The 25120-nt window shown below is 69.6% G+C and carries 23 protein-coding genes; 10 read left to right on the plus strand and 13 right to left on the minus strand.

Translation table 11 applies throughout. The features are described from left to right. Positions 1 to 51: 51 nt before the first annotated feature. Genes arfA through HDA39_RS29985 form a run of 6 tightly spaced genes read left to right on the plus strand, consistent with a single transcriptional unit; the run spans position 52 to position 7825 of the window. Positions 52 to 1560: an arabinosylfuranosidase ArfA gene (gene arfA, locus HDA39_RS29960; protein ID WP_184800850.1), complete on the plus strand. Its 1509-nt coding sequence runs from the start codon at positions 52 to 54 to the stop codon at positions 1558 to 1560. Further along, on the plus strand, positions 1557 to 2885 hold the full coding sequence (locus tag HDA39_RS29965) for an extracellular solute-binding protein (protein WP_184800852.1): 1329 nt from the start codon (positions 1557 to 1559) through the stop codon (positions 2883 to 2885). The genes arfA and HDA39_RS29965 overlap by 4 nt, the downstream gene beginning before the upstream one ends. After that, positions 2882 to 3763 carry a carbohydrate ABC transporter permease gene (locus HDA39_RS29970; RefSeq protein ID WP_184800854.1) on the plus strand — a complete coding sequence of 294 codons (882 nt, stop codon included), beginning with the start codon at positions 2882 to 2884 and terminating at the stop codon, positions 3761 to 3763. Before HDA39_RS29965 ends, HDA39_RS29970 begins: the two co-directional genes overlap by 4 nt. Then, positions 3760 to 4587, plus strand: a complete 828-nt coding sequence (locus HDA39_RS29975) for a carbohydrate ABC transporter permease (RefSeq protein WP_184800856.1) — start codon at positions 3760 to 3762, stop codon at positions 4585 to 4587. Before HDA39_RS29970 ends, HDA39_RS29975 begins: the two co-directional genes overlap by 4 nt. Positions 4588 to 4613: 26 nt before the next feature. Continuing rightward, positions 4614 to 6836 (plus strand): family 43 glycosylhydrolase, encoded by a 2223-nt coding sequence (locus HDA39_RS29980; protein WP_337925951.1) that lies wholly within the window; start codon positions 4614 to 4616, stop codon positions 6834 to 6836. Continuing rightward, the gene (locus HDA39_RS29985; RefSeq protein ID WP_184800858.1) at positions 6836 to 7825 is read left to right on the plus strand and encodes a glycoside hydrolase family 43 protein; all 990 of its coding nucleotides are present in this window, start codon (positions 6836 to 6838) and stop codon (positions 7823 to 7825) included. Before HDA39_RS29980 ends, HDA39_RS29985 begins: the two co-directional genes overlap by 1 nt. Before the next feature lies 1 nt (position 7826). On the opposite strand, the gene pdxR is transcribed toward HDA39_RS29985, so the two are convergent. After that, on the minus strand, positions 7827 to 9188 hold the full coding sequence (pdxR, locus tag HDA39_RS29990) for a MocR-like pyridoxine biosynthesis transcription factor PdxR (RefSeq protein ID WP_184800860.1): 1362 nt from the start codon (positions 9186 to 9188) through the stop codon (positions 7827 to 7829). Positions 9189 to 9254: 66 nt separating this feature from the next. Here pdxR and HDA39_RS29995 point away from each other — a divergent pair, with 66 nt between their 5' ends. Then, positions 9255 to 9947 (plus strand): pyridoxamine 5'-phosphate oxidase family protein, encoded by a 693-nt coding sequence (locus tag HDA39_RS29995; RefSeq protein ID WP_184800862.1) that lies wholly within the window; start codon positions 9255 to 9257, stop codon positions 9945 to 9947. Here the strand turns inward: HDA39_RS29995 and HDA39_RS30000 are convergent. From HDA39_RS30000 to HDA39_RS30025, 6 genes are all read right to left on the minus strand, one after another. Then, positions 9934 to 10578, minus strand: a complete 645-nt coding sequence (locus tag HDA39_RS30000; RefSeq protein WP_184800864.1) for a TetR/AcrR family transcriptional regulator — start codon at positions 10576 to 10578, stop codon at positions 9934 to 9936. The two genes, HDA39_RS29995 and HDA39_RS30000, sit on opposite strands and share 14 nt — an antisense overlap. 13 nt (positions 10579 to 10591) lie before the next feature. Further along, positions 10592 to 11869 (minus strand): methyltransferase, encoded by a 1278-nt coding sequence (locus HDA39_RS30005; RefSeq protein ID WP_184800866.1) that lies wholly within the window; start codon positions 11867 to 11869, stop codon positions 10592 to 10594. Then, the gene (locus HDA39_RS30010; protein WP_184800868.1) at positions 11862 to 12770 is read right to left on the minus strand and encodes an SRPBCC family protein; all 909 of its coding nucleotides are present in this window, start codon (positions 12768 to 12770) and stop codon (positions 11862 to 11864) included. Before HDA39_RS30010 ends, HDA39_RS30005 begins: the two co-directional genes overlap by 8 nt. Before the next feature lie 56 nt (positions 12771 to 12826). Beyond that, entirely contained in the window at positions 12827 to 13630 is an 804-nt protein-coding gene (locus HDA39_RS30015) for an ABC transporter permease (protein WP_184800870.1), read from the minus strand. Continuing rightward, positions 13627 to 14571, minus strand: a complete 945-nt coding sequence (locus HDA39_RS30020) for an ATP-binding cassette domain-containing protein (protein WP_184800872.1) — start codon at positions 14569 to 14571, stop codon at positions 13627 to 13629. Before HDA39_RS30020 ends, HDA39_RS30015 begins: the two co-directional genes overlap by 4 nt. A gap of 170 nt (positions 14572 to 14741) precedes the next feature. Next, the gene (locus HDA39_RS30025) at positions 14742 to 15275 is read right to left on the minus strand and encodes an EXLDI protein (protein WP_184800874.1); all 534 of its coding nucleotides are present in this window, start codon (positions 15273 to 15275) and stop codon (positions 14742 to 14744) included. A gap of 96 nt (positions 15276 to 15371) precedes the next feature. Between HDA39_RS30025 and HDA39_RS30030 the strand changes: the two genes are divergently transcribed. Next, the gene (locus HDA39_RS30030) at positions 15372 to 16253 is read left to right on the plus strand and encodes an alpha/beta hydrolase (protein WP_184800876.1); all 882 of its coding nucleotides are present in this window, start codon (positions 15372 to 15374) and stop codon (positions 16251 to 16253) included. A gap of 235 nt (positions 16254 to 16488) precedes the next feature. Here HDA39_RS30030 and HDA39_RS30035 read toward each other — a convergent pair whose 3' ends face one another. Then, complete coding sequence (locus tag HDA39_RS30035) at positions 16489 to 16752, minus strand: cell division protein CrgA (protein ID WP_077018283.1); 264 nt, start codon at positions 16750 to 16752, stop codon at positions 16489 to 16491. A gap of 126 nt (positions 16753 to 16878) precedes the next feature. Here HDA39_RS30035 and HDA39_RS30040 point away from each other — a divergent pair, with 126 nt between their 5' ends. Both HDA39_RS30040 and HDA39_RS30045 read left to right on the plus strand, forming a co-directional pair. Further along, a complete protein-coding gene (locus HDA39_RS30040) occupies positions 16879 to 17649 on the plus strand; it encodes a DUF881 domain-containing protein (protein ID WP_184800878.1) in 771 nt (256 codons plus the stop codon). A gap of 36 nt (positions 17650 to 17685) precedes the next feature. Beyond that, the gene (locus tag HDA39_RS30045) at positions 17686 to 18303 is read left to right on the plus strand and encodes an aminodeoxychorismate/anthranilate synthase component II (protein WP_184800880.1); all 618 of its coding nucleotides are present in this window, start codon (positions 17686 to 17688) and stop codon (positions 18301 to 18303) included. Positions 18304 to 18363: 60 nt separating this feature from the next. Here HDA39_RS30045 and pknB read toward each other — a convergent pair whose 3' ends face one another. The 5 genes from pknB to HDA39_RS30070 all read right to left on the minus strand — a co-directional run bounded on the left by pknB (position 18364) and on the right by HDA39_RS30070 (position 25110). Next, the gene (gene pknB, locus HDA39_RS30050) at positions 18364 to 20250 is read right to left on the minus strand and encodes a Stk1 family PASTA domain-containing Ser/Thr kinase (protein ID WP_184800882.1); all 1887 of its coding nucleotides are present in this window, start codon (positions 20248 to 20250) and stop codon (positions 18364 to 18366) included. A 127-nt stretch (positions 20251 to 20377) separates the two neighbouring features. Next, a complete protein-coding gene (locus HDA39_RS30055) occupies positions 20378 to 21829 on the minus strand; it encodes a penicillin-binding transpeptidase domain-containing protein (protein ID WP_184800884.1) in 1452 nt (483 codons plus the stop codon). Next, entirely contained in the window at positions 21826 to 23232 is a 1407-nt protein-coding gene (locus HDA39_RS30060) for an FtsW/RodA/SpoVE family cell cycle protein (RefSeq protein WP_184800886.1), read from the minus strand. The genes HDA39_RS30055 and HDA39_RS30060 overlap by 4 nt, the downstream gene beginning before the upstream one ends. Then, on the minus strand, positions 23229 to 24617 hold the full coding sequence (locus HDA39_RS30065; protein ID WP_184800888.1) for a PP2C family protein-serine/threonine phosphatase: 1389 nt from the start codon (positions 24615 to 24617) through the stop codon (positions 23229 to 23231). Before HDA39_RS30065 ends, HDA39_RS30060 begins: the two co-directional genes overlap by 4 nt. Before the next feature lie 10 nt (positions 24618 to 24627). Next, on the minus strand, positions 24628 to 25110 hold the full coding sequence (locus tag HDA39_RS30070; RefSeq protein ID WP_184800890.1) for an FHA domain-containing protein FhaB/FipA: 483 nt from the start codon (positions 25108 to 25110) through the stop codon (positions 24628 to 24630). Between the last annotated feature and the right edge of the window lie 10 nt (positions 25111 to 25120).

A 25120-nucleotide genomic window follows, 5' to 3' on the forward strand; every position in this document is an offset into this window, starting at 1 on the left:
CCCCAACACCAGATTCGGTAAACGTTGTAAAGATCGCAAGGGGGAAAACCAGTGGCACGTCTCGCCGTCGACCCCGCATTCGTGGTCGGGAGCCTGGACCGGCGCCTGTTCGGCTCGTTCGTCGAGCACATGGGCCGCTGCGTCTACACCGGGATCTACGAACCGGACCATCCGGACGCCGACCGGGACGGGTTCCGGACCGACGTCCTGGCGCTGGTCCGCGAGCTCGGGGTGACCGCGATCCGCTACCCGGGCGGCAACTTCGTCTCCAACTACGACTGGGAGGACGGCGTCGGCCCGAAGCAGGACCGGCCGCGCAAGCTGGACCTGGCCTGGCGGGCGATCGAGCCGAACCAGTTCGGCACCGACGAGTTCGTCGCCTGGTCGCGCAAGGCCGGCGTGGACCCGATCTGGGCGGTCAACCTGGGCACACGGGGGATCCAGGCGGCCGTCGAGCTGCTGTCGTACTGCAACCTCCCGGCCGGCACCGAGCTGCCCGACCGGCGGGTCGCGAACGGGACGAAGGAGCCGCACGACATCCGGGTCTGGTGCCTGGGCAACGAGATGGACGGTCCCTGGCAGATCGGCCACAAGACCGCCGACGAGTACGCCCGGCTGGCCGAGGAGACCGCGAACGCGATGCGCCGGGTCGACCCGGGCCTCGAGCTGGTCGCCTGCGGGTCGAGCAACGCGCAGATGGAGACGTTCGGCGACTGGGAGCGCACGGTGCTCGAGCGCACCTACGACCTGGTCGACCACATCAGCCTGCACGCGTACTACGAACCGAAGAACGGCGACCAGGCCAGCTTCCTGGCGGCCGCCGAGGAGATGGACGCGATGATCACGTCGATCGTCGCCACGGCCGACCACGTCAAGGCGCTGAAGCGCAGCGACAAGGAGATCACGCTCTCCTTCGACGAGTGGAACGTCTGGTACCAGCAGCGTTTCCCCGGCGAGCTCGGTCTCGACGTCCGCGAGGTCAGCCCGCTGATCGAGGACACCTACAGCGTCGACGACGCGGTCGTGGTCGGCAGCCTGCTGATCACGCTGCTCCGGCACGCCGACCGGGTGAAGATCGCTTGCCTCGCGCAACTGGTCAACGTGATCGGCCCGATCCGGACCGAGCCCGGTGGCCGCGCCTGGCGGCAGACCACGTTCCACCCGTTCGCGCTCACGGCCCAGTACGCCGGTTCGACCGTCCTGCGGACCGAGATCGCCGGGCCGACCGTCCACACCGCCCGGTACGGCGACGTACCGGCCCTGTGGAGCACGGCGACGTACGAGGAGAGCACCGGCGAGGTGGTGCTCTTCGTGGTGAACCGCAGTGAAACCGAAACCCTCGACCTCGAGGTCCCGCTGCACGCGCTGGGACCGCTGCACCTGACCGAGCACCTCGGTCTGTACGACGACGACCGGTCAGCGGCGAACACCGCCGCCGAGCCGGACCGGGTCGTCCCCCGACCGGTCGACGGGACCGGCATCGACAACGGCATCTGCCGCGCCACGCTGCCTCCGGCCTCGTGGCACATGATCAGGCTCTCCCCTGGAGGTACACGGTGAACACCATCAACCGGCGACTCGTGCTGGGCGGTATCGGCGCACTCGGTGCGGCAGGCATCCTGGCCGGCTGCGGCGAAGGCTCGGCGGGCAAGCCCGGCGCGGCCCCCGCCACCGGCGACGGCGGCGCGAAGGGCTACGAGGGCCCGAACGTCGAGCTGGACTTCTGGAACGGCTTCACCGGCGGTGACGGCCCGTTCATGCGCAAGCTGGTCGACCAGTTCAACACCGAGCACCCGAACGTCAAGGTCAAGATGACCGTGATGCAGTGGTCCGACTACTACACCAAGCTGCCCACCGCGGTGAGCAGCGGCCGCGGCCCGGCCGTCGCGATCATGCACGTCGACTCGCTGGCCACCAACGCCGCCCGGAACGTGATCGAGCCGCTCGACGACGTGGCCAAGGCGCTGGAACTGAAGCAGGAGGACTTCGCCGACGTGGTCTGGAAGGCCGGCGAGTACGACGGCAAGCGGTACGGCATCCCGCTCGACGTGCACCCGCTCGGGTTCTTCTACAACAAGACGCTGATGACCCAGGCCGGTCTCGACCCGGCCAAGCCGCCGGCCACCGCCGACGAGTACGCCGCCGCGCTGGACGCCCTGAAGGGCAAGGGGATCCAGGGCCACTGGGCCACGCCGTTCACGTTCACCGGTGTCCTGAGCGTGCAGGCCCTGCTCTGGCAGTACGGCGGGCAGCTGTTCAACGAGGACTCGTCGAAGACGGTCTGGCACGAGGAGCCGGGTGTGAAGGCGCTGACCTGGTTCAGCGACCTGGTCAAGAACGGGCACAGCCCGAAGAACGTCGCGCAGGACGCCGACAACATCGCGGTGATGAACGGCAAGAACGCCTTCGTCTGGAACGGCATCTGGAACATCAACACGTTCAAGGAGAAGAAGGGACTGGAGTGGGGCGTCGCCCCGCTGCCGAACATCGGCGGGACCAAGGCCGCCTGGGCCGGTTCGCACCAGTTCTGCCTCCCGAAGCTGAAGACGCCGGACCAGAACAAGTCCACCGCGGCCCGGGTGTTCGTGAACTACGTCAGCCAGAAGTCGCTGGAGTGGGCCAAGGGCGGCCAGGTGCCGGCCCGCAAGCAGGTCCGTGAGTCCGCCGACTTCAAGGCGCTGACCGATCAGGCCGCGCTGGCGACGCAGATCGACGACCTGCACTTCCCGCCGCCGGTGCCGGGCATCGGCGACGCGCTGGCCGAGCTGAACAAGGCGGTCAACGAGGCGGTGCTGCAGAAGACCGACCCCGCCAAGGCACTGGCCGACGCGGCCGCGCGGGCGGACAAGATCCTGGAGGCCAACCGCAAGAAGTACGGGGCATGAGAGGTCACGGGCGAGCCACGCCGTACCTGTTCCTCGCGCCGTACCTCGTCCTGTTCACGGTGTTCGTCCTCGGGCCGGCCGTCTTCGGCCTCTGGATGAGCCTGCACGACTGGGACTTCCAGCTGCCCGGCAAGCCGTTCGTCGGGCTGCAGAACTACAAGGATCTCTTCGACCCGCTGTCGGCGACGGCCGAGCCGTTCTGGCACGGCATGCGGGCGACCGGGATCTTCACGATCGCGTCGGTGCCGTTCCTGGTGGCGGTTCCGCTCGGTCTGGCCGTGCTGCTGAACCGCCACTTCCCGGGCCGGACGTTCTTCCGGGCGGTGTACTTCGCGCCGTACGTGCTGGGCGTGGCGGTGATCGGCTTGATGTTCCGCTACATCCTCGACACCACGTTCGGCATCCTGAACGCGTTCCTCGGGATCTTCGGCGTCCCGGAGATCGGCTGGACGACCGAGCAGCCGTACGCGTTCGTCGCGCTGGTCGCGGTGACGGTGTGGTGGACGACCGGGTTCAACGCGATCATCTACCTGGCCGGGCTGCAGGACATCCCGGCCGAGCAGTACGAGGCGGCCGAGCTCGACGGCGCGAACGGGTGGCAGAAGTTCCGCAACGTCACGCTGCCGGGACTGCGTCCGGTCACGGTGTTCATCGTGACCATCACGCTGCTGGCCAGCGCCAACATGTTCGGCCAGGCGTTGCTGATCACGCAGGGCGGACCGGGTGACACGACCACCACGGCGCTGATGGTGATCACCGACGTCGGCTTCAGCCAGTTCCGGATGGGCCAGGCCGCGGCGATGAGCTACCTGCTGGCGCTGTGCCTCGCGGTCGTCGCGCTGATCACGTTCGGACTGATGAGGGAGCGGAAGTCATGAGGCGCCGTCCGTCCGCCGCCTTCTGGGTGATGGTGGTGCTGCTGACCTTGCTGGTCGTCGTCCCGTTGCTGTGGATGGTGATCACCTCGTTCAAGTCCGTCGGGGAGGCGCAGGCCGACCCGCCGACGCTGATCCCGCAGGAGCCGAGCGGCCGTGCCTTCGGGGAGGTGCTCACCACCGGTGGGCAGAACCCGGTACTGCGATGGGCCCTCAACAGCTTCGCCGCGGCGAGCCTTCACGCCGTCCTGGTCGTCGTGGTCGCCTCGATGGCCGGCTACGCCCTGGCCCGGATGGAGTTCCGGTTCAAGAAGTTCATCTTCAGCTTCATCCTGCTGACGCTGTTCGTGCCCGGCTTCGTCTTCCTGATGCCGAACTACCTGCTGATGGACAACCTGGGCTGGCTGGACACGTTCTGGGCGCTGGTCGTGCCCGGCGCGGCCGGTGCCTTCGGGGTGTTCTTCATGCGCCAGTTCTTCCTGGCCATCCCGAGGGAGCTCGAGGAGGTCGCGCTGATCGACGGTGCGAACGCCTGGACGATCTTCACCCGGATCATCCTGCCGAACGCCCGGCCGGCCCTGGCCACGCTGACCGTGCTGTCGTTCCTGGCGAACTGGAACGACTTCGTCTGGCCGCTGTTCGTGCTCTTCAGTCCCGAACGCCTCACCCTGCCGGCCGGTCTGAGCCTGCTGCAGGGTGCCTACACGACCGACTACCCGGTGATCATGGCCGGCGCGACCGTCGCCGCCGTACCGGTCCTGATCCTGTACGTGTTCGTCCAGCGGTACGTGATCGAAGGTGTCGCGCGCAGCGGCATCAAAGGCTGAACAAACTCCCCGAGAGGAACCCGCCAGTGCCTCCCAGACGTCTCCTTGCCGCGGCCCTAGCCGTGGCAGCGGTCGCCACCGGTACGACGGCCGCTGTCGCGGCCCCGCCGCCACCGGTGACCACCACCAACGACATCTCCAAGCCCTTCGCCGACACCTTCGCCGACCCCGCGATCATCCAGGGCCGCGACGGCTACTGGTACGCCTACGCCACCTCCGACCCTCTGGTCTCCGGTGGTCCCTTCGGCCTGATGCACATGGCCAGGACCAAGGACTTCGGCTCCTGGGAGTACCTCGGCACGGTCTTCAACGACGCGACCAAGCCGTCCTGGGCCGCGCCCGGCTCGTTCTTCTGGGCGCCGGACATCCGCTACTTCGGCGGCCGGTACGTCATGTACTTCACTGTCACCGACACCGCGGCCAACCCCGGCGGCGACTACTCGATCGGCGTCGCGACCGCGCCGACGCCGGCCGGTCCGTGGACCGCGAGCGGCGGACCGGTCGTCACGCCGAAGTCCGACGGCAACGGCGGCTGGTTCAACACCATCGACCCCGCGCTGCTGACCGCGGCCGACGGCAAGCGCTACCTCTACTACGGCGGCTTCTACGGCGGCATCTCGGTCACCGAGGTCACCGCCGACGGCCTGCAGGCAGTCGGCGAGCCGACCCAGGTCACCGTCGGCGATCGGTACGAGGGCTCGTACGTCGTCTACCGCGACGGCTGGTACTACCTGATGGCCTCGTCGATGAACTGCTGCGCGGGCCCGACCACCGGGTACTCCGTCTTCGCCGGCCGGTCCAAGTCGCCCAAGGGCCCGTTCCTCGACGCCGACGGCGCGAGCATGAACGAGTCCCGGGTCGGTGGGACGACCGTCCTCACCCAGAACGGCAACAAGTGGATCGGCCCCGGCCACCACGCGTTCTTCACCGACGCGGCCGGGCAGGACCACATCCTGTACCACGCGATCGACCGCGCGAAGCCGTGGCTGACCAACCCGTTCGGCATCAACCGGCGGCCGATGCTGGTCGACCGGATCGACTGGATCGACGGCTGGCCGCGGACCCGCGCGGGCGCCGGTCCTTCGGAGACCCCGCAGCCCGCGCCGACGACCGGTTCCGGCGCCGGGATCACGGCGGCCGACCCGGCGTCGGGGATCTGGCTCGCGACCCGGCGTACTGGTGACGCGCTGGGTGGGCCGACCGCGCAGCTCAAGGGCGCGGCCGCGACCAAGCAGTCGGCGCCGGGCGGATCGCTCAGGGTCGATGCCGACGTCCGGCTGGGCAACAGCTTCACCACGGTGCTCGGTGGTTCGGTCGTCGCCTCGGTCTCGGCGCACAAGATCACGGTCGTCGCCGGTGGGAAGACCGCCAGCGCGACGATCCCGGCCGACTTCGACCGGACGCAGTGGAACAAGCTGAGCGTCCAGGTCGTCGATGGTGTGGTGACTGCGCGGCTCAGTGACTCCGGGCTCGGCGACCTGTACGCCGAGGCGCGGCTCGCCGTACCGAAGCTCAAGGTGAAGTCGGCGCCGGTGAGCTGGCTCGGCTCGGCGGAGGTCGACAACCTGACCGTCCGCCCGGTGGCGAAGCCGGTGAAGGCGCTGGCGCCGCAGCCGAAGCCGGGCAAGCTGCTGGCCGGGGACGAGTTCAGCGGCCCTCTCGGCGCCGGCTGGTCGTGGGTTCGCCCGGACGCCAACGCGGTAGTTGCCAACGGCAAGCTGTCGTGGCCGCTGCAGAACGCCGACCTGGTCGGCTCCGGAAACACCGCCGGACTGCTGTTCCACCAGACGCCTAGCACCGACCGGTGGATCGCCGAGACCAAGCTGAACCTCGATCTCGGGGAGGGCGACATCCGCAACTACCAGCAGGCCGGGATGATCGCGTACCGCAACGACGACGACTTCGCCCGCCTCGGCGACGTCTCGATCTGGCGGACCCGGCAGACGGAGTACGGGCGTGAGCTCGTCGCCCGTGAGTCCGACGGCGCGACCAGCTACGGCGGCGCCGCGATCGGCCGGTCCGCGAAGGACCTGTGGATGCGGCTCGCCTTCCACAAGAACGCCGCGGGCGAGCACGTCTACCAGGCCGGGACGAGCGTCGACGGCAAGAAGTGGGTCTGGGGAGCGTCGTGGGTGCTGCCGGCCGGTGAGACGCCGAGGCTCGGACTGTTCGCGCACGGCGAGTTCACCGGCGCGAACCCGGCGCCGGTGGCAACGTTCGACTACCTGCGGTTCTACGAGAGCAAGTGATGCTGCGCGGGCTGGGGTCGTCGCTGCTGCTGGTCATCGTGCTGGCGGCCTGCGGCGGCTCCGGCCCGCCGTCAGAAGGAGCGAGTGTGGGATTCACCAACCCCGTCTACGACAACAACTTCGCCGACCCGCAGGTGATCGCGGCCGGCGAGACGTTCTACGCGTTCGCGACGAACGGGCCGCTCGGCAACATCCAGACGCTGAAGTCCGCCGACCTGGTCGCGTGGGAGCAGGTCGGCGACGCACTGCCGGAGCTGCCCGCGTGGACCTCGGCCGGCAAGGTCTGGGCGCCCGAGGTCGCCGTCCACGGTCCCGACCGGTACGTCATGTACTACACGAGTTCGAACGACGCCTCCGGCCGGCAGTGCATCGGCGTCGCGGTCGCCACCCGGCCCGAAGGTCCATATGTCGACAAATCGAGTAATCCCTTGGTGTGTCAGGGAGGTGAGGGTGGATCGATCGACGCGAGTCCCTTCCAGGACGCGAGCGGCCAGCGCTGGCTGTACTGGAAGAACGACGGCAACGCGGTCGGCATGGACACCTGGATCTACGTCTCCAAGCTGTCGGCCGACGGACTCCAACTGGTCGGCGAGACCACCAGGCTGATCAAGCAGGACCTCCCCTGGGAGGGCAACCTGGTCGAGGCGCCGTACGTGGTCGAGCGCAACGGCAAGTTCCACCTGTTCTACTCCGCCAACGCCTACGACAAGGCCGAGTACGCCGTCGGCCACGCACTCTGCACGACACCCGCCGGGCCGTGTACCAAATCGGGCGACCCGATCCTGACCACCTCGGACGCCGCGGCCGGCCCGGGCCACAACATGGTGCTGGAGAAGGACGGTCGCTACTGGTTCGTCTACCACGCCTGGGATCCCGCACTGGTCGGCGTGGATCCACCCGGCCGCACGATGTGGCTGTCCGAGCTCACCTGGGACGGCGACAAGCCTGTCGTCCAACCCCCGCTGAAGGACAATCCCTCCAAACCCTGACTCAGCTGAGCAGGTCGATCAGGATCTCGAGGGCCTTGACCAGGTCCTCGTCGGTCGGTGTCGCGTAGCCGATTACCAGGCCGGGGCGGCCAGGGATGCCTCGGCGGTACTCGGCGAGGGGAGCTACCGCGACGCCCGCGGTGCGGGCCCTGGCGGCGAGGGCGCGATCGTCGACGTGGTCGGGCAGCAGCAGGGTGATGTGCAGCCCGGCGTCCTGCCCGACCACCTGCCCGTACGGCGCGAGCATGCGGCAGGTGAGGTTGCGGCGGTCGGCGTACAGGCGGCTGGAGCGGCGGACGAGTTGGTCGAGGTAGCCGTCGCGCAGCATCGCGAGCAGGGCGGCCTGCATCGGCCAGGCCGGCCAGTCGCTCGCGTCCTCGCGGAAGGCGGCGATCCGGTCGACCACGGTCGTGGACGCGACCAGCCAACCCAGGCGGAGCGCCGGACTGAGCATCTTGGAGAGCGTGCCGAGGTGGACGACGCGGTCGAGATCGAGCTGGGCGAGCGCGGGCAGCGGCGCGACGTCGTACCGGAACTCGCTGTCGTAGTCGTCCTCGATCAGCGTGGCACCGGTCCGGCGCGCCCAGCGGATCAGTTCGTTGCGCCGGGCAACGGGAAGCCGGCCGCCGAGCGGGTACTGGTGCGACGGCGTCACGTAGACCGCCGCGAGGTCGTCGCCGAGCGTCCCGACCCGCAGCCCGTCCGCGTCCACCGGTACGTCGACGACGTCGAGCCCGTGCGACCGGGCGGCCTTCACGGCGTTGACGTAGCCGGGATCCTCCATCGCGATCCGGTCCCCCGGTGCGAGTGTGGTCGAGAGCAGCAGGCGCAGGCCGTGCACGGTGCCGTTGGTGATCACCAGGTTCTCCGGACCGCAGGCGAGCCCGCGGACCCGGCCGACGTGCTCGGCGAGCGCGGTGCGAAGCTCAGGCAGACCGGCGGCGTCGGCGTACCCGTGCGGTGGGTTCTGCGCGGAGACCTCCCGCCACGCCCGCCGCCAGCCTTGGTCCGTCGTCTTGCTGATGAAGGGGATGCCGGGGCGGAGGGTCAGAAGGTCTGGCGCCGGTGGTTGATGCCGTCGCGCACGGTGGACCACCGCCGGTGGAAGCGGCGCCACGTCGGCGACGTACGTGCCCGAGCCCGTGCGCCCTTCGATCCAGCCCTCCGCGTGCAGTTGGTCGTACGCCGCTTGCGCGACCGCCCGCGACACCTCGACCTCGCGGGACAGGTCGCGGGTGGACGGCAGGCGATGCCCGGCCTGGATCCGGCCGTCGCGGATCGCCGCCCGGACCTGCTCGGCGAGCTGGAGATGCAGCGGGACGCCGATGGCGCGGTCCACGGTGAACGGCAGCGAGGTACGCAAATGGACTACTCGAATCTTCTCGAATTGGACCGTGGCACCATGCCACTACCCTGCCACGCTCGAGCTATGACCACGACTCCTTTGTCCCCGACCCCGCGAACCCGGCTGCGTCGCTCGAAGGAACGCGCCGCCACCGACCGCCAGGCCCTGTACGACGTACTGCAGGCCGGCATGTTCTGCCACTTCGCGGTCGTGCTCGACGGCGATCCGCTGGTGCTGCCCACGGCGTACGGCGTGGATCTCGACCGCGGGCCGGACGGGACGCTCTACCTGCACGGCTCGGTGGCCGCGCGGAGCGTCGTCGCGGCGCCGGAGCAGACGATCTGCGTGACGGTGACGCACGTGGACGGGCTCGTGCTGGCCCGGTCGGCGTTCCACCACTCGGTGAACTACCGCTCGGCCGTCGTACTGGGGACTCCGCGGCTGGTGACCGACCCGGACGAGAAGCTGCACGGGCTGACGGTGATCGTCGACCACCTGGTGCCGGGCCGGTCGCACGGTTCACGCGGGCCGAACAAGAAGGAGCTGGCGAAGACCTCGGTGCTCGCGCTCGACCTGACCGAGGCCTCGGTGAAGACCCGGACCGGCGGTGCGAACGACGATCCCGAGGACCTCGACCTGCCGTACTGGACCGGCGTCGTCCCGCTGCGCGTGGTCGCCGACGAGCCGATCACCAACGACGACTGCGACCTGCTCGTGCCCGCGCACGTCCGCACGCGAGCCAACCAGTTGGGAGCCCCCGCGGCTACGGGTTGGTGAGTGCGTTCAGCCGGCGCTTCACCAGACGGCTGGTGACCGGGCCGAGGTTGTCCAGCTCCGACAGCAGGGTCTCGGTGAGAACGGCGAGCTGCTCCAACGACGCGAGCGCCCGAGTCGCACCCTCGGGATCGACGCCGTCCAGGAGTTCGATCCCGACGAACCCCGCCGAGATGGAGCGAGCCAGACCACCGAGATCGACCAGCGGAAGCAACGGGCTGTCGGCGAGCACCCGGGCGAGCGTCTTCTCCACCTCGACCACCCACAGGTTGAGCGCATCCGCGACCGCCGCGCCGACCACCTCGTTGCCACGCGAACCGGCGAGCATCTGCGCCAGGACGGCGACGTTGCCCTCGGCGTGCTCGGTCACGTGCACCGCACGGCCGACGGCGAGCAGCTCGGCGAACGTGGTGGATTGGTCGAACCGGTCCCGGTACAGCGCGACACGCTGCTCGGTGCTCTCCCGGCAGGCGGCCGCGATCAGGTCGTGGACGGTACCGAAGTGGTAGAAGACCAGCGCCTGGTTCTGCCCGGCCTCGGTCGCGATCGTGCGCGCCGACGCTCCGGCGAACCCACGCTCGCCGATCGTCCGCAGCGCGGCGTCGAGCAGGTCGGCTCGGGTGGTCTTCGCCATCGGTCCCTTCCCTTCACGGTCGGCGGGCCGGCAGTTCGCGTTCACCGCCACCCATGCCGTCGAGCAGCAGTTGCAGCAGCGGCCGTACGACGGGCAGCCCGATCAGCCAGCCGACGTACGCCCAGCCGAGACCGCTGTGCTGGAAGGCCTGCGCGATCGCTCCGAGCCCGCTCGCGCGTTGGCCGTCCGGCCCGACGTACAGGGCCCGCCGTAGCCCAGCCACCGTATACGTCTCGGCTGCGGTGATGGTGAGGCCGTCCGGCTTGGTCGACTCGATCAGGGTCCTGGTCTGCGCGCAGATCGTGCACGTCTCGGCGAGGTAGAGCTCGGCCTGCGGCTGGTACGGGCGGCGCCTCGGGATCCACGGCCGGACCTCGCGGTCGTACGCGCGCCAGGCGGGCTCGCGGGCGGCGAGCTGCTCGCGCTCGTGCGGATCGGCGACGAAGTGCGCGAACGAGACCGTGCCGACCGTCGCCAGTGCGAGCGACCAGCTCTGCGTACCGATCGCGAGCAGGGCCAGCATGACGACGATCGAGGCCTGCATCGGGTTGGCGAGGTAGGCGTACGGGCCGGTGGTGACGAGGCGCTGCGGCGGATCCCACGGGTACGGCGTACCGCCGGCTCTGGCGAACTCGGCCACGGCGGCGAGCGCTGGGACCGCGGCGAGGGCCATCAGCTGAAGGATGAGCGACGTCCGCCAGACCGGCCCGTCCAGCAGATGACCCCAACTACCGTCCCCCTCACTCATCACCGCCGACGGCAACAGCCACAGGACCAGCCCGGTGAAGGTGATCAGCTGGACGACCAACCGACCGGTTAGTTGTTTGCGGGTGACGGTCCACCGGGCGAGCAGGACGGCCGGGACGAGAACGACGCCGAGCAGGACGGCTTCGCCGACCAGCCAGTGCGGGCCGAGCTGCACGAGCCCGTCGAGCCGAGGCATCAGCAGCAGATCGACCCATCCACAGGTCAGCACCCAGATCACCAGGTCCCGCGGCAGGCCGATCTGATGGTCGCGGCCCCCGACCAGCGGGGGAAGCGCACCCCAGCACAGCGCCCACCCGATCCACAGATCAAACGGCATCCCCAGGAAGCTCCCCGGCACCTCCTCGAACGCCCACCACCCCAGCCAAACAACCAACCGGTTGGTTGCCCCGAGCGCGACGAAGGCGAAGAGAAAGCCGAGCAAGGCGGCACCGGCCCGTTGCCGAGACGGTCTGCGCCAGAACACCCAGGTCAGCACCACTGGAACGATCAGGCAGAGCCATCGCACCAGGACCAGTTCAGTCATCGCCCGTCGCGCCTTCCCGCAGCCCGAAGCTGTCGGCGAAGTGGGCGAGGCCGGCGCTGACCATCGCGGACTCGATCGGGCCGAAGTACCAGCTCGGGTCGAGCCGGCGAGTGAACGAGACGGTCAGCTTGACCGCCGTCGTGCCGTCCGGCCGCGGTGTGAGGTCGATCGTTGCGCCCTGCCAGTGCAACCAGCGCTGGGTCTTCGACTGGTCCGCGACGACCTTGAACACGATCTGCCGCGGGTCCTGGGCGGTCACCTCGGTGCTGATCGGGTCGCCGGCCAGGGAGAAGGTCCACCGGCTCCCGACCTCGAGGCGCGAACCGGTCGCCGAGGTCGGCGTCGGGTAGCCGGTGAGGCGGAGCAGGAACGGCCGCTCGGTGGAGAAGTCCGGGCCCTCGGCGAGCTGGTCGCGCACCTCGCCGAGCGACATCGCCACCACGCGCTCGGTGCTGACCTGCTGCACCGGGTCCACCCGGTACGCCGTGCCCTCGAGCCCGGCGATGAGCAGCGGGAAGATCGCGAGCGCGGTCTGGTAGCGCCGGCCGGCCTGACGGATACGGGACTGGCGGACGATCTCGGCGACGAAGTGCGCGACGCCGTACACGAGCGGCGAGGCCATCAGCACGCAGGCGGCGCCCTCGTGCAGGAACGCCGACGTGATCATCAGCGCGAACGTGACCACCCGGAAGGTCAGCCCGTGCAGGCTCTTCGCGGGCGGTGCGAGGGCGATCACCACGGCGATCGCGAGCGGTGCGCCGACGAACAGCGCGGCGGTGTCGAGCCGGCCGGCCTTCGCCAGCAGCAGCGGGGCCAGGACGGCGGTCGATCCCACGATCAGCAGGGCGGGCAGCCGCTTCGCCCAGGCGACCGGAGGTGGCGGTTCCTCAGGAGTGGTCATGAACGCAGCATAGACCAGGTTTTGAGCACTCGCTCAAAACCTGGTCTTTCTGCAGGTCAGGCCGCTGTTCCCTTGTTGTACGAGCGGCGGGACCACAGGTAGCCACCGACCGCGACCACGACGCACCAGATCGCGGCGAGCCAGGCGTCCGAGGCGCTGTACGGCGTACCGATCAGCAGCCCACGCAGGGTCTCGATGATCGGCGTGTAGGGCTGGTACTCGGCGAACCAGCGGATACCGGACGGCATCGAGTCGATCGGGACGAAGGTGCTGCTGAGGAAGGGCAGGATCAGGCTGAACGGCAGCACCACGTTGCTGGCCGCCTCCGGCGTCTTGGAGGTGAGACCGAGCGCGACGGCCAGCCAGGTCAGCGCCACCGCCGTACCGACGATCAGGGCGGCCGCGAGCAGCCACTGGCCGAACGTCGCCGTCGGGCGGAAGCCCATCAGCAGGCCGACGCCGACCAGCAGCGCGACGCTGACCAGGGTCTGCAGGAGACTGCCGATCACGTGCCCGGCGAGCACCGACGGCCGGAAGATCGCCATCGTCCGGAACCGGGCCACGATGCCTTCGGTCATGTCGGTGCAGACGGCGACGGCGGTCGGGACGGTGCCCGAGCCCAGCGTGACCAGCAGCAGGCCGGGCACCAGGAAGTCGAGGTAGTCGAAGCCGGCGCCGCCGATGCCGGCCTGGAACGTCTTGCCGAAGACGAGTCCGAACAGCAGCAGCATGATCACCGGGCTGATCAGCGTGCTCAGCGTCATCCCCGGGTAGCGCTGCTGGTGCCGCAGGTTGCGGCGCAGCATGGTCGCGGTGTCGGCCAGCGGGTGACCAGAAACTTGCGCGGTCGTCGTACTCATCGGGTCGTCACTTTCTCGTCGGTGGGGTGACCGGTGACGGCGAAGAAGACGTCGTCCAGGTCGGGGGTGTGCACGGTCAGCTCGTCGACCTCGAGCGAGGCGTCGTCGATCCGGGCCAGCAGGTCACGCAGGGACTGCACGCGACCGTCGTTCGGGACCTGCAGAACCAGCGCGTCGCGATCCGGTACGCCGGCCGTCAGCACGCGGGCGGCCAGCTCGAGCTCGTCGGGCGCGGTGAAGCGGAGCCGGACGTGGCCGCCGGGAACGAGCCGCTTCAGCTCCTCCGGGGTGCCCTGGGCAACCAGTTGACCGTGGTCGAGCACGGCGATCCGGTCGGCCAGCTGATCGGCCTCCTCCAGGTACTGCGTGGTGAGGAAGACCGTCACGCCTCCGGCGACCAGCTGCCGGATGATCTGCCACATGCTGTGCCGGCTGCGCGGGTCGAGCCCGGTGGTCGGCTCGTCGAGGAAGATGATCCGCGGCTCGCCGACCAGCGTCATCGCCAGGTCGAGGCGGCGCTTCATGCCACCGGAGTACGACATCGCCGTCTTCTGGCCGGCCTCGACCAGGTCGAACTGCTCCAGCAGCTCGGCGGCGCGACGCCGGCCGGCCGCCTTGCCCAGGTGGTTCAGATCGGCCATCAGCCACAGGTTCTCCTCGCCGGTGAGCAGGCCGTCGACCGCGGAGAACTGGCCGGTGACGCCGATCGCGGCGCGGACCGTGTCCGGCGCGGCGGTCAGGTCGGTGCCGTCGATCCGGACCTCGCCGGCGTCGGCGGTGATCAACGTGGACAGGATGTTCACCACGGTGGTCTTGCCGGCGCCGTTCGGGCCGAGCAGGGAGAAAATGGTGCCTTGGGCAACGGTCAGGTCGATGCCGTCGAGCACCCGCTGGTCGCCGTAGGACTTGTGCAGCCCGCGGACCTCGATCGCTGGTGTCATGGTTCCTCGCTCGTTTTCGGGCAGGCTCGCGCCGCCTGGGGATCTGGGTGGTGTTCGTGAGCAGGCTCGCGCCGGGACAGGGTGCGGGCCCGAAGGATCAGAAGGAGGGTGTGCGGATCCGGCCGGACGGCCTCAGGCCGCCGGAGAGGGTGGTGCGCTGGTTCAGTTGGCTAGATGTCGAGGTCCTCGACGGCGGGTTGGGTCGCCGCCTCCTCGACCAGGGCGTAGAGGTCCTCGGGGATCAGTTCGCGCAGCTCCGCGACGGTGTCGACGACGTCCAGCGTCGCCTCGCCCTGCGCCATGCTCCACGTGTTGTCGAGCAGGCCCAGCGTCCCGATCCAGCTCCGCCAGCCGCCGTCGTCGGTGGCGGCGGGTTTGGTCGAGCCCTGCTTGTACTGATCGCGGCGGTCGGCGTGCAGGACGAACTTGCCGGTCCGGCTGCGGTAGACCTTGAAGGCCTCGTAACCGTCCTTGCTCGAGCGTCCTCCCTCGGCCAGCAGTACGCCGGAGAACCGCTGCTTGCGGCCGGCGCCCCGGCCGACCCGCACGGTGATCTCGTCGTACCCCTCGAGCCGGCCCTCCTCCATCTCGACGTACCGCCGGAGCGCGGTCGAGATCGCGGAGGACAGGTTCCCGGCGATCTCCTGCGCGCGCTTGTAGAGCGCCAGGTCGTCGTCGGACACGTAGATCGTCTTGTTCGGCATGTGGTGTCTCCTTCTACGTAGAACTATACATATGCCATGCGTAGGTGTCTACGTATATGTCTACGTAGATTCGGCCGGGCCTGCGAAGATCCCTCCGTGGACCCTGCCGAAGACCGCTACGACGCCCTGACCGACGAGGTCGCCGCCCTGTACGACGCCGGCCGCCAGGCCGACGCGCTCGCCCTGATGGACACCGCGGACGACGCTCTCGCTCCGTGGTCGGCCGAGCTCGGCCACCTCCGGGCCTGCCTCCTCGGCGCGCTCGCCCGCCCCGACGAGGCGCTCGTCGTCCTCCAGCAGGCGACCGACGCCGGCGGCTGGTGGGCCGAGCCGATCCTCACCGAGGACGACGACCTGGCCGGCCTTCAGAACCTCCCCGGCTTCGACCAGGTGCTCGCCCTCAGCCGCACGCGCCGGACCACAGACGCCACTCCACCGGTGGTCCAGCTGGGTTCGTCTCCCCAGCGCGTTGTCGTCGCACTCCACGGCGCCGGCCAACGCGCCACCCACGCAGCCCGCGACTGGGCGCCCGTCCTCGACCTGAACTGCGCCCTGATCTGCGTCGAGTCGTCCCAGCTGATGTCCCCGATGTACCGGACCTGGCCCGACCCCGAGGCCGCGCGCGACGACATCGCTCGCGCTCTCACTTACTTGGCCGACGACCTCAAAGGTCTGCCCCTGATCGCCGCAGGCTTCTCCGCGGGCGGCCGCGCGGCGCTCGACTGGGCGCTCACCGGCCTGCCGCAGCGTGCGGACGGCGTACTGGTACTCGCGCCGGCCCTCCGCGCTCTCCCGCGGGCCGCCGCGAACTCGTTGTCCCCGGCCGTCGCTTGGATCAGCTCCGAGGACGACCTGCTCGACACCGTCACCGGCGCACCGCTGGAAGCGCTCGGGGTGGAGACCAGGATCCTCCCGGCCGAAGGCCATCAGGTCCCGGCCGGGTTCAGGCAGCTCCTGGCCGGACTCCTGGGCGGCTGATCACCGGGAAGCCGTCTTCCCCAGTTGTGGACAACATGGTGATCAAACCTCAACAATCCACAGATTTGGCTCTTTTTCGGCCGGAAACGGTGCACAACCCGGGGAAAACCTGGGGACAAACCACGGGGAAGCTGTGCACAGCTGGGGATACGGCTGTGGATAACTTGAACGCGGACCTGAGCCGGTTGCGCCCGTTCGCCGGCTGAGGTCCGCGTCGCGGGTCAGTGCGGAGAGGTCAGATCCACTGCGTGGAGACGACGAACCCGACCGCGATCAGGCCCATGCCGATCAGCAGGTTCCAGTTGCCCAGGTCGTTCATGAACGGGATGTCCTGGCCCGCCACGTAGAAGACCACCAGCCAGATCAGCCCGAGCAGCCAGCAACCGAGCATCAGCGGCGCCACCCAGGCGCGACTGGAGGTGCGGGGCTTCTTCGGAGTCTTCTGCGGCTTCTCCGCGGCCGACTTCTTCTTCTTTTCGCGACTGCTCGACTCGGGCACGACTTGGGCTCCTTGTAGCGGACACTAAGGTGAGTGGTGGTCCCTCGGTTCGCGAGGCTGCCACCAGCCACACCGACGGGTCTGGCCTCGGTTAGCGTAGTGCAGACGGGAGCATGGGGGTCACGAGTGAGCAGGCTGCGGCGTTTTTCGCTCTGGCGCGCGGGTGCGCCGCTGGCACTGCTGTGCGCCGGTCTGCTGTTCGCGACCAGCGCCACCAACGCCCGTGGCACCGACCTCCGTCCCAGTCGTAACACTACGCTCGCCGGCCTGGTCGAGGAACAGAGCCGCCGCAGCGCGAGCCTGACCCGTCAGCACGCCGCGCTGAGCGGTGACATCGACAAGCTGCGCGCCCAGCAGGGCTCGTTCCCGCCGAAGCTGACCAAGCAGCTCGAGGAACTGTCGGTCGCGGTCGGGACGACGCCGGTGACCGGGCCCGGGCTGACCGTCACGCTGAAGGACGCGCCGCCCGAGGTGGTCAAGGACAACCCGGACGTCGACGCGGACTGGCTGGTGATCCACCAGCAGGACATCCAGGCGGTGGTGAACGCGCTGTGGGCCGGTGGCGCGGACGCGATCTCGATCCAGGACCACCGGGTGATCTCCACGACCGGGATCAAGTGCGTCGGCAACTCGGTCGTCCTGCACGGCGTGCCGTACCTGCCGCCGTACCGGATCACCGCGATCGGTGACCGGCGCAAGCTGCAGCAGTCGCTGGACGACTCGAAGTACATCGAGAACCTGCAGGACTACGTGGTGAAGTTCCAGCTCGGCTACGAGGTGAAGAACCAGTCGAGCATCGCGATGCCGGCCTACGAGGGCACGCTGGACCTGCAGAGCGCGACCGTGCCGGGCTTCGCCAAGACGCCCACGGTGAGCCCGTCCAGCACCGGCCGCTGACTGCGCCCGCGGCGGTCTCCACAGTAGGCTCTGGTCATGCCGCGCATCCTCGTCGTCGACAACTACGACTCGTTCGTCTACAACCTGGTGCAGTACCTGCAGCAGCTGCAGGCCGACACCACGGTCCTGCGCAACGACGAGGTGACACCCGAGCAGGCCACGGCGTACGACGGCGTGCTGCTGTCGCCCGGGCCGGGGACGCCCGAAGAGGCCGGCGCCTGCGTCGAGATCGTCAAGCAGGCCGGCGGTCAGGTCCCGATCTTCGGGGTCTGCCTCGGGCTGCAGGCGATCGGTGTCGCGTACGGCGGGGTGGTGGGTCGCGCGGACGAGCTGCTGCACGGCAAGACCAGCCAGGTGTTCCACGAGGGCGCCGGCGTACTGGCCGGGCTGCCGTCGCCGTTCACCGCGACCAGGTACCACTCGCTCGCGATCGCCCAGGACAGCGTCCCCGACGTACTCCAGGTGACCGCACGCACCGAGGCCGACGTGATCATGGCCGCCCGCCACAAGGACCTCCCCGTCGAGGGCGTCCAGTTCCACCCCGAGTCGGTCCTCACCGAAGGCGGCCACCGCATGCTCGCCAACTGGCTCACCATCTGCGGCGACCCCGAAGCCGTCGCCCGCTCCGCCGGCATGGCCCCGGTCGTCAGCTGACAGACAAACAAAAGACCGCGGCACCCCTGTGGGGTACCGCGGTCTTTCTGTCATGCCGTCCTAGGGCAGGCGGCCCGGGGCCGCGCCTCCGCCGCCGGGGAGGCCGATGGTCGGTGGGTCGGTCGGGTCGCCGGTCGGATCACCTGTCGGGTCGCCCGTCGGATCGCCGGTGGGGGTGTCCGTCGGGGAGTTGGTCGGCTGGGGCGGGCCGGCGATACGGATGATCACCTTGGTGCCTTTTGCGACACTCGTGCCCGGCGCGACGCTCTGCGAGACGACCGTGCCCTCGGGCTGGTTGGAGCCGGGCGGAGCATTCTCGTAACCGACCGTCAGACCGGCTGCTTTCAGTGCGTTCGCCGCGTCGTCCTGGTTCTGCTTGCTGACGTCCGGGACCTGGACCTTGACCGACCCGCTGGACACCGTCAGCGTGAACTCCTGGCCGCTCGGGTACTTACCGCTCGGGTCCGGGTTCAGGCCCAGCACGGTGTCCTTCGGCGCCTCGTCGTCGGTCCGGTTGACCTTCTCGGCGACCTTGAACTTGCCCGGTGAGTCTTCCAGGATGTCCGTCGCGTCCTGCAAGGACTTGCCCTTGACGTCCGGCACCGCGAACGACGTAGGCCCGCTGGACACCACCACCGACACCGTCGAACCCTTGTCCGCCATCGTGGCGGCCGCCGGGGTCTGGCTGACGATCTGCCCTCGCGGGACGGTCGGGTTGGCCGCGCCGGTCGACGTCACCTTGAGCTCCTGCGCCGCGAGCAGCGCGGTCGCCTGGTCGACGGTCTTGCCCTTCACGTCCGGCACCGCGACCTGGGTGACCTCCGGCGTACCGCCGCCGTTGTTGTCCTTGTTCCCGTTGTTGATCAGCACGTAGACCAGCACCGCCACCGCGACGATCGCAAGGCCGAGCAGGAAGTACGCGAGCCCGCGATTACGCCGGGCGCGCGCCGCCTCGGCCTCGTCCATGCCGTCGTCCGGCGGAAGCAGGTCGTCGGACTGGGTCTGCCGGTACGCCTGGGTCGCCGCCTGCGGCGCCACCGCCGTGGCGGCCATCGCGCGGGTCTCCCCGACCGCTGCCATCGGCGCGGTCACCTGCTGGCCGGCGAGCACCCGGTGGATGTCCTGGCGCATCTCCGACGCGCTCTGGTAGCGCTCCTCGCGGCTCTTGGCCAGCGCCTTCAGCACGACCGCGTCGACCTCCGGCGGGATGTCGGGGTCGAACGAGGACGGCGGGACCGGCTGCTCCCGGACGTGCTGGTAGGCCACCGAGACCGGGGACTCGCCGACGAACGGCGGCCGGCCGGTGAGCAGTTCGTACAGCAGGCAGCCGGTCGAGTACAGGTCGGAGCGGGCGTCCACGGTCTCGCCGCGGGCCTGCTCGGGCGACAGGTACTGCGCGGTGCCGATCACGGCCGCGGTCTGGGTCATGTCCGAGGTGGTGTCGGCGACCGCGCGGGCGATGCCGAAGTCCATCACCTTGACCTGGCCCTGCGGGGTCAGCATCACGTTGCCGGGCTTGATGTCGCGGTGCACGATTCCGGCCCGGTGGCTGTAGTCGAGCGCCTCGAGCACGCCGGAGGTGATCTCCAGGGCGCGCTCGGGCATGATCTTGCGGCCCTCGCGGATCAGGTCCCGCAGCGTCTTGCCGGTGACCAGCTCCATCACGATGTACGGGATGGTGATGCCGGAGCCGTTCGGGTCCGGTTCCTCGCCGGTGTCGTAGACCGACACGATGGTCGGGTGGTTCAGCGAGGCCGCCGACTGCGCCTCGCGCCGGAACCTGGCCTGGAAGGTGGAGTCACTGGCCAGGTCCACCCGGAGCCGCTTGATCGCGACGGACCGGCCGAGCCGGTTGTCGACGCCCCTGCGGACGTCGGCCATACCTCCCCGTCCCAGCGGTTCGCCTTCCTCGTAGCGCCCGCCGACGAGACGTGCCTGCGATGTCATTGCTCTGCCTTCCAACCTGCGCGGATCGTTCCTGGCCACAACACGTACTTCCCGCCCACCGTAGCCAAAGCCACGAGCGGACCCCCGCTGGTTCGACACACCGTGACGGCATCATTTCGCATCGTCGTCACCTGCCCAACACCGCCTCCATGACGCTCTTGGCGATCGGCGCGGCGAGTTTGCCGCCGGCGATGTCGTCGCGCGGGACGTTCGCGTCCTCGATCATCACCGCGACCGCGACCTGCGGGTCCTCGGCCGGGGCGAAGGCCGTGAACCAGGCGAACGGCGGCCGGTCCTTGGCGGTCTGCGCCGTACCGGTCTTGCCGGCCACCTGGACACCGCCGATCCGGCCCGGCTTGCCGGTGCCGTTCTCGACCACGTCGACCATCATCTGGGTCAGCTGGCTCGCGACCTCCGGCGTGACCGCCTGGTGCAGCGACTCCGGCTTGGTCTCCGAGACCGTCTTCAGGTCCGCGGTCCGGACGCTCTCCACCAGGTACGGCTTCATCACGTCGCCCTTGTTCGCGATGCCGGCCGCCACCATCGCCATCTGCAGCGGCGTGGCCTGGACGTCGAACTGGCCGATCGCCGACTGGGCGGTCTGCGGCGGGTTCGGGTCGGCGGGGAACTGGCTGGCGACCGCGCCCAGCTCGGGCAGCTGCCGCTCGCCGAAGCCGAACTTCTCCGCCTGCTCGCGCAGCGCGTCCGCGCCGAGCTCCAGGCCGACCGAGCCGAAGGCGGTGTTGCACGAGTTCCGCAGCGCGACCGTCAGCGTGGCGTTGTCGCTGCCGCCACAGTTGAGCTTGTTCTCGTTCATCAGCGGGGTCGTGGTCTGCGGCAGCGGGAGCTGGGCGGGCGACCGGACCTTGGTGTCCGGGTTGTACCGGCCGCTGGACAGTGCCGCCGCCGTGGTCACCAGCTTGAACGTCGACCCCGGCGGGAACAGCTCGCGGGCGGCCCGGTTCGACATCGGCTTGTTCGGGTCCTCGGTGAACTTCTTCCAGGACGCGCCGACCTTGTTCAGGTCGTGGGAGGCCAGCTCGTTCGGGTCGTACGACGGCCGCGAGACCAGCGCCAGGATCTTGCCGGTCTTCGGGTCGATCGCGACCGCGGCACCCTTCTTGCCGGCCAGCCCCCGGTACGCCGCCATCTGGGCCTTGGCGTTCAGCGTCAGCGAGACGGCCGCCCCCTGCTGGTCGCGGTTGGTGATCACGTCCACCACCCGGCGGAAGGCCAGCGACGGGTCGGAGCCGTTCAGCTGGGAGTTCTGGTTCAGCTCGATGCCGAGCCGGCCGTACAGGAACGAGTAGTAGCCGGTCACCGGCGCGTACTCGGGCCCGGCGGTGTACGTGCGCAGGAACTTGTACTGGTCGTTGGACTCCTTGGACTCCGCGATCGGGATGTTGCCGATCAGGATCGGGCCGCGGTCGATCGAGAACTGCGCGTCGCGGACCCGCCGGTTGTCGTTGCGGCCGTTGATGTCGTTCGCCTTGAACGCCTGCAGGTACGTCGAGTTCGCCATCAGGGCGAGCATCAGGACGATCGCTGCGACGGCGAGCCGCCGGATTGCCGAGTTCACTGCTTCTGCACCGCCATCGCGATCGTCTCGTCGGACACCGGTGCCGCGGGGGTCTGCGGCCGGCGGGCCTGGTCACTGATCCGCAGCACCAGCGCGATGATCGCCCAGTTGGCGATCAGCGCCGTACCGCCGAGGGCCATGAACGGCGTGGTCAGACCGGTCAGCGGGATCAGCCCGGTGACGCCGCCGACGATCACGAACACCTGCAGCGCGAACGACATCGCCAGACCGGTCGCGAGCAGCTTGCCGAAGATGTCCCGGCAGCCGAGCGCGGTCCGCAGACCGCGCTCGATGATGAGGGTGTAGACCAGGATGATCGCGATCAGCCCGGTCAGGCCGAGCTCCTCGCCGAACGAGGAGATGATGAAGTCGCTTTGGCCGTAGAAGCGCAGCGGCGCGATCTCGGGCCGGCCCTGGCCGAGACCGCGGCCGAGCAGCCCACCCCAGGCTTGGCCCATCAGCGCGGTGGAAACCTGCCCGCCGACCTCGTGGAACGGGTCGAGCCAGTCCGAGACCCGCTTCTGCACGTGGCTGAAGATCTGCGCGGCGACGAAAGCGCCGCCGGCGAACAGCAGGCCACCGATGATCAGCCAGCCGGCGCGTTCGGTCGCGACGTACAGCAGGAACAGGAACAGGCCGAAGAACAGCAGCGAGGAGCCGAGGTCCTTCTCGAAGATCAGCACGCCGAGGCTGACGCCCCAGGCGATCAGGATCGGGCCGAGGTCCCGGGCCCGGGGCAGGTCCAGCCCGAGGAACCGGTGCCCGGCCAGGGTCAGGACGTCGCGCTTCACCACCAGGTACCCGGCGAAGAAGATCACCAGGCAGAGCTTCGCGAACTCGCCCGGCTGGAACGACATCCCGGCCAGCCGGATCCAGATCTTGGCGCCGTTGATGTCGGCGCCGAGGCCGGGGACCAGCGGCAGCACCAGCAGGACCAGACCGACCAGGCCGGCGGTGTAGGTGAACGCCTGCAGGCGGCGGTGGTCCCGGACGACCAGGATCACCACCAGGAACAGGATGATGCCGACCGCCGTCCAGGTGATCTGCTGTGGCGCCGCCGGTCCGCGCGCCTTGGTGCCGGCCGCCTCGGCGGCCGCTTTCAGGCCGAGGTCGACGCGGTGGATCATCGCGACGCCGAGCCCGTTCAGCAGGACGGCGCAGGGCAGGATCACCGGATCGGCGTACGGCGCCCGGTACCGCAGTGCCATGTGCGCGATCAGCGCGAGCAGGCCGATCCCGGCGGCGTAGTACCCGGTGCTGGCCGGGACCTTGTTCTGGACGGTCAGGCCGATGTTGACGTAGGCCGCCACCGACACCGCGATCGCGATGATCAGCAGCATCAGCTCCACCCCGCGGCGGGTCCGCGGGATGATCTGGATGACCGACGTGGACGCGATGCTCATCGGACCCCGTCACAGTTGTCGGGATCGGCCGTGCCGTTGCCGGGTGTCGTCGGGGTGGAGGCGGGCGTGCTGGCCGGAGGCTTCGGCGGTGTGCTCACCGGCGGCTTGCCGCTGGCCGGCGGCGTGGTCGGCCGCGGCGTCGGGGTGGGAGTCGGCTTCTGCTGCGCGGCGCACTCGTCGGCGGCGCGCTGCAGCTCGCCGACGATCGCCTGCGCGGCGTCCAGGTCGTCGGCCTGGATGTTGCCCTCGACCTGCTCGCGGTTGTACGTCGGCAGCTTGTCGACCTGCAGCGTCTTCTGCTCGTAGACCCTGGTCAGCGTGAGGCCCGGGATCTGCTCGTCGACGCCCTTGAAGATCGCCACGTAGTCGCCGTCGGTGCCGACGTAGTACTGCTTCTGGGTCCAGCTGTAGGCGAACCAGCCGCCGCCGACGACGATCGCCAGGACGACGATCAGGACGCCGAGCCGGCGCAGCCAGGGGAACCGCTGCGGCGGGCGCGGCGCGTACCGCAGCTCTTCGGGATCGACGGGGCCACCGGACCCGCCTGCGTCGCCGTCCCCGCTCGCGGCGGTGCGGACGACCATGGTGTGCTCGCCGGCGGTCCCGCCCTGGGCGAGCTCGGCCGCCGCACCGACCAGCTGCGGGCCGGGGCCGCTCGCCGGGTCGGTCTCGACGACGTCGGCGACGACGCAGGTGACGTTGTCGTTCGAGCCCGCCTCGAGCGCGTGGGTGATCAGGTCGACCACGACCGAGTCCGGCGTACCGTCGGCCATCGCGGCCGCGATGACGTCGTCGCTGACGTAGTCCGGCAGGCCGTCGCTGCACAGCATCAGCCGGTCGCCGGCCTGGACGTCGAGGATCTGCAGGTCCGGATCGGAGTCCGGGCGGCCGTCCAGCACCCGGAGGATCAGGTTCCGGTGCGGGTGGGTGAAGGCCTCCTCCTGGGAGATCCGGCCCTCGTCGACCAGCGACTGGACGAACGTGTGGTCGTGGCTGAGCTGCTGCAGCCGGCCGTCGCGCATCCGGTAGGCGCGCGAGTCGCCGAGGTGGGCCAGGCCGAGCTGCTGGCCGTCGAACATCAGCGCGGTCACGGTGGAGCCCATGCCCTCGCGCTCGGGGTCCTCCTCGACCAGCTCCGAGAGCCGCTCGTTGGCGCGGTGCACGGCCCCGGCCAGCGCCTCGATCATGTCCTCGCCGGTGATCGTCGCGGTGTCGAGCCGGCGGATCACCTGGACGGCGGCCGCGCTGGCCACCTCACCGGCCGCGGCACCGCCCATTCCGTCGGCGAGCAGCAGCAGGTGCGGTCCGGCGTACGCGGAGTCCTCGTTGTTGCGGCGGACCCGTCCGACGTCGGACAGTGCGGCGTAGTCGAGCGACAAGGTCATGGACTCAGGCCTACTTCGCGATGTTCAACGTCGTCCGGCCGATCCGGATCGAGCCGCCGATCTCGGCGGGGACCGGCCGGGTGACCCGCTGGCCGTCCAGGTAGGTGCCGTTGGTGGAGCCGAGGTCCTCGACCCACCACTGGCCCTCCGACAGGAACAACCGGGAGTGCCGGGTGGAGGAGTAGTCGTCGTCGAGACGGATCTGGCAGTCCGAGCCGCGGCCGATCACCACGGGCTCCTCGTGCAGGGTCGCGCCGACTCCGGCCTGCGGGCCGTCGGCGATGGTCACCGAGCCGGGCAGGCCTTTCTTCTTCTTGTTCGGCTTGGCCGGTTTCGGGGTCCGGCCGGGCGCCGCCGCGGCCGGGGCCAGCGCGCGGCTGTCCACCTTGGCGCCGAACAGGTCCGAGCGGATCACGGACAGCACCGCCAGGACGAACATCCAGAGCAGGGCCAGGAACCCCAGTTTGATCAGGGTCAGCGTCAGTTCCGACATGGAGTTCCGG

Source organism: Kribbella italica (assembly GCF_014205135.1).
Lineage (GTDB): Bacteria > Actinomycetota > Actinomycetes > Propionibacteriales > Kribbellaceae > Kribbella > Kribbella italica.

What these genes read in the sequence shown, in the direction of transcription:
- HDA39_RS29970 (WP_184800854.1), top strand. Translation starts at nt 2,882, where the DNA reads ATGAGAGGTCACGGGCGAGCCACGCCGTACCTGTTCCTCGCGCCGTAC.
- HDA39_RS29975 (WP_184800856.1), top strand. Translation starts at nt 3,760, where the DNA reads ATGAGGCGCCGTCCGTCCGCCGCCTTCTGGGTGATGGTGGTGCTGCTG.
- HDA39_RS29985 (WP_184800858.1), top strand. Translation starts at nt 6,836, where the DNA reads ATGCTGCGCGGGCTGGGGTCGTCGCTGCTGCTGGTCATCGTGCTGGCG.
- HDA39_RS29995 (WP_184800862.1), top strand. Translation starts at nt 9,255, where the DNA reads ATGACCACGACTCCTTTGTCCCCGACCCCGCGAACCCGGCTGCGTCGC.
- HDA39_RS30000 (WP_184800864.1), bottom strand. Translation starts at nt 10,578, where the DNA reads ATGGCGAAGACCACCCGAGCCGACCTGCTCGACGCCGCGCTGCGGACG.
- HDA39_RS30005 (WP_184800866.1), bottom strand. Translation starts at nt 11,869, where the DNA reads ATGACTGAACTGGTCCTGGTGCGATGGCTCTGCCTGATCGTTCCAGTG.
- HDA39_RS30010 (WP_184800868.1), bottom strand. Translation starts at nt 12,770, where the DNA reads ATGACCACTCCTGAGGAACCGCCACCTCCGGTCGCCTGGGCGAAGCGG.
- HDA39_RS30015 (WP_184800870.1), bottom strand. Translation starts at nt 13,630, where the DNA reads ATGAGTACGACGACCGCGCAAGTTTCTGGTCACCCGCTGGCCGACACC.
- HDA39_RS30020 (WP_184800872.1), bottom strand. Translation starts at nt 14,571, where the DNA reads ATGACACCAGCGATCGAGGTCCGCGGGCTGCACAAGTCCTACGGCGAC.
- HDA39_RS30025 (WP_184800874.1), bottom strand. Translation starts at nt 15,275, where the DNA reads ATGCCGAACAAGACGATCTACGTGTCCGACGACGACCTGGCGCTCTAC.
- HDA39_RS30045 (WP_184800880.1), top strand. Translation starts at nt 17,686, where the DNA reads ATGCCGCGCATCCTCGTCGTCGACAACTACGACTCGTTCGTCTACAAC.
- pknB (WP_184800882.1), bottom strand. Translation starts at nt 20,250, where the DNA reads ATGACATCGCAGGCACGTCTCGTCGGCGGGCGCTACGAGGAAGGCGAA.
- HDA39_RS30060 (WP_184800886.1), bottom strand. Translation starts at nt 23,232, where the DNA reads ATGAGCATCGCGTCCACGTCGGTCATCCAGATCATCCCGCGGACCCGC.
- HDA39_RS30065 (WP_184800888.1), bottom strand. Translation starts at nt 24,617, where the DNA reads ATGACCTTGTCGCTCGACTACGCCGCACTGTCCGACGTCGGACGGGTC.
- HDA39_RS30070 (WP_184800890.1), bottom strand. Translation starts at nt 25,110, where the DNA reads ATGTCGGAACTGACGCTGACCCTGATCAAACTGGGGTTCCTGGCCCTG.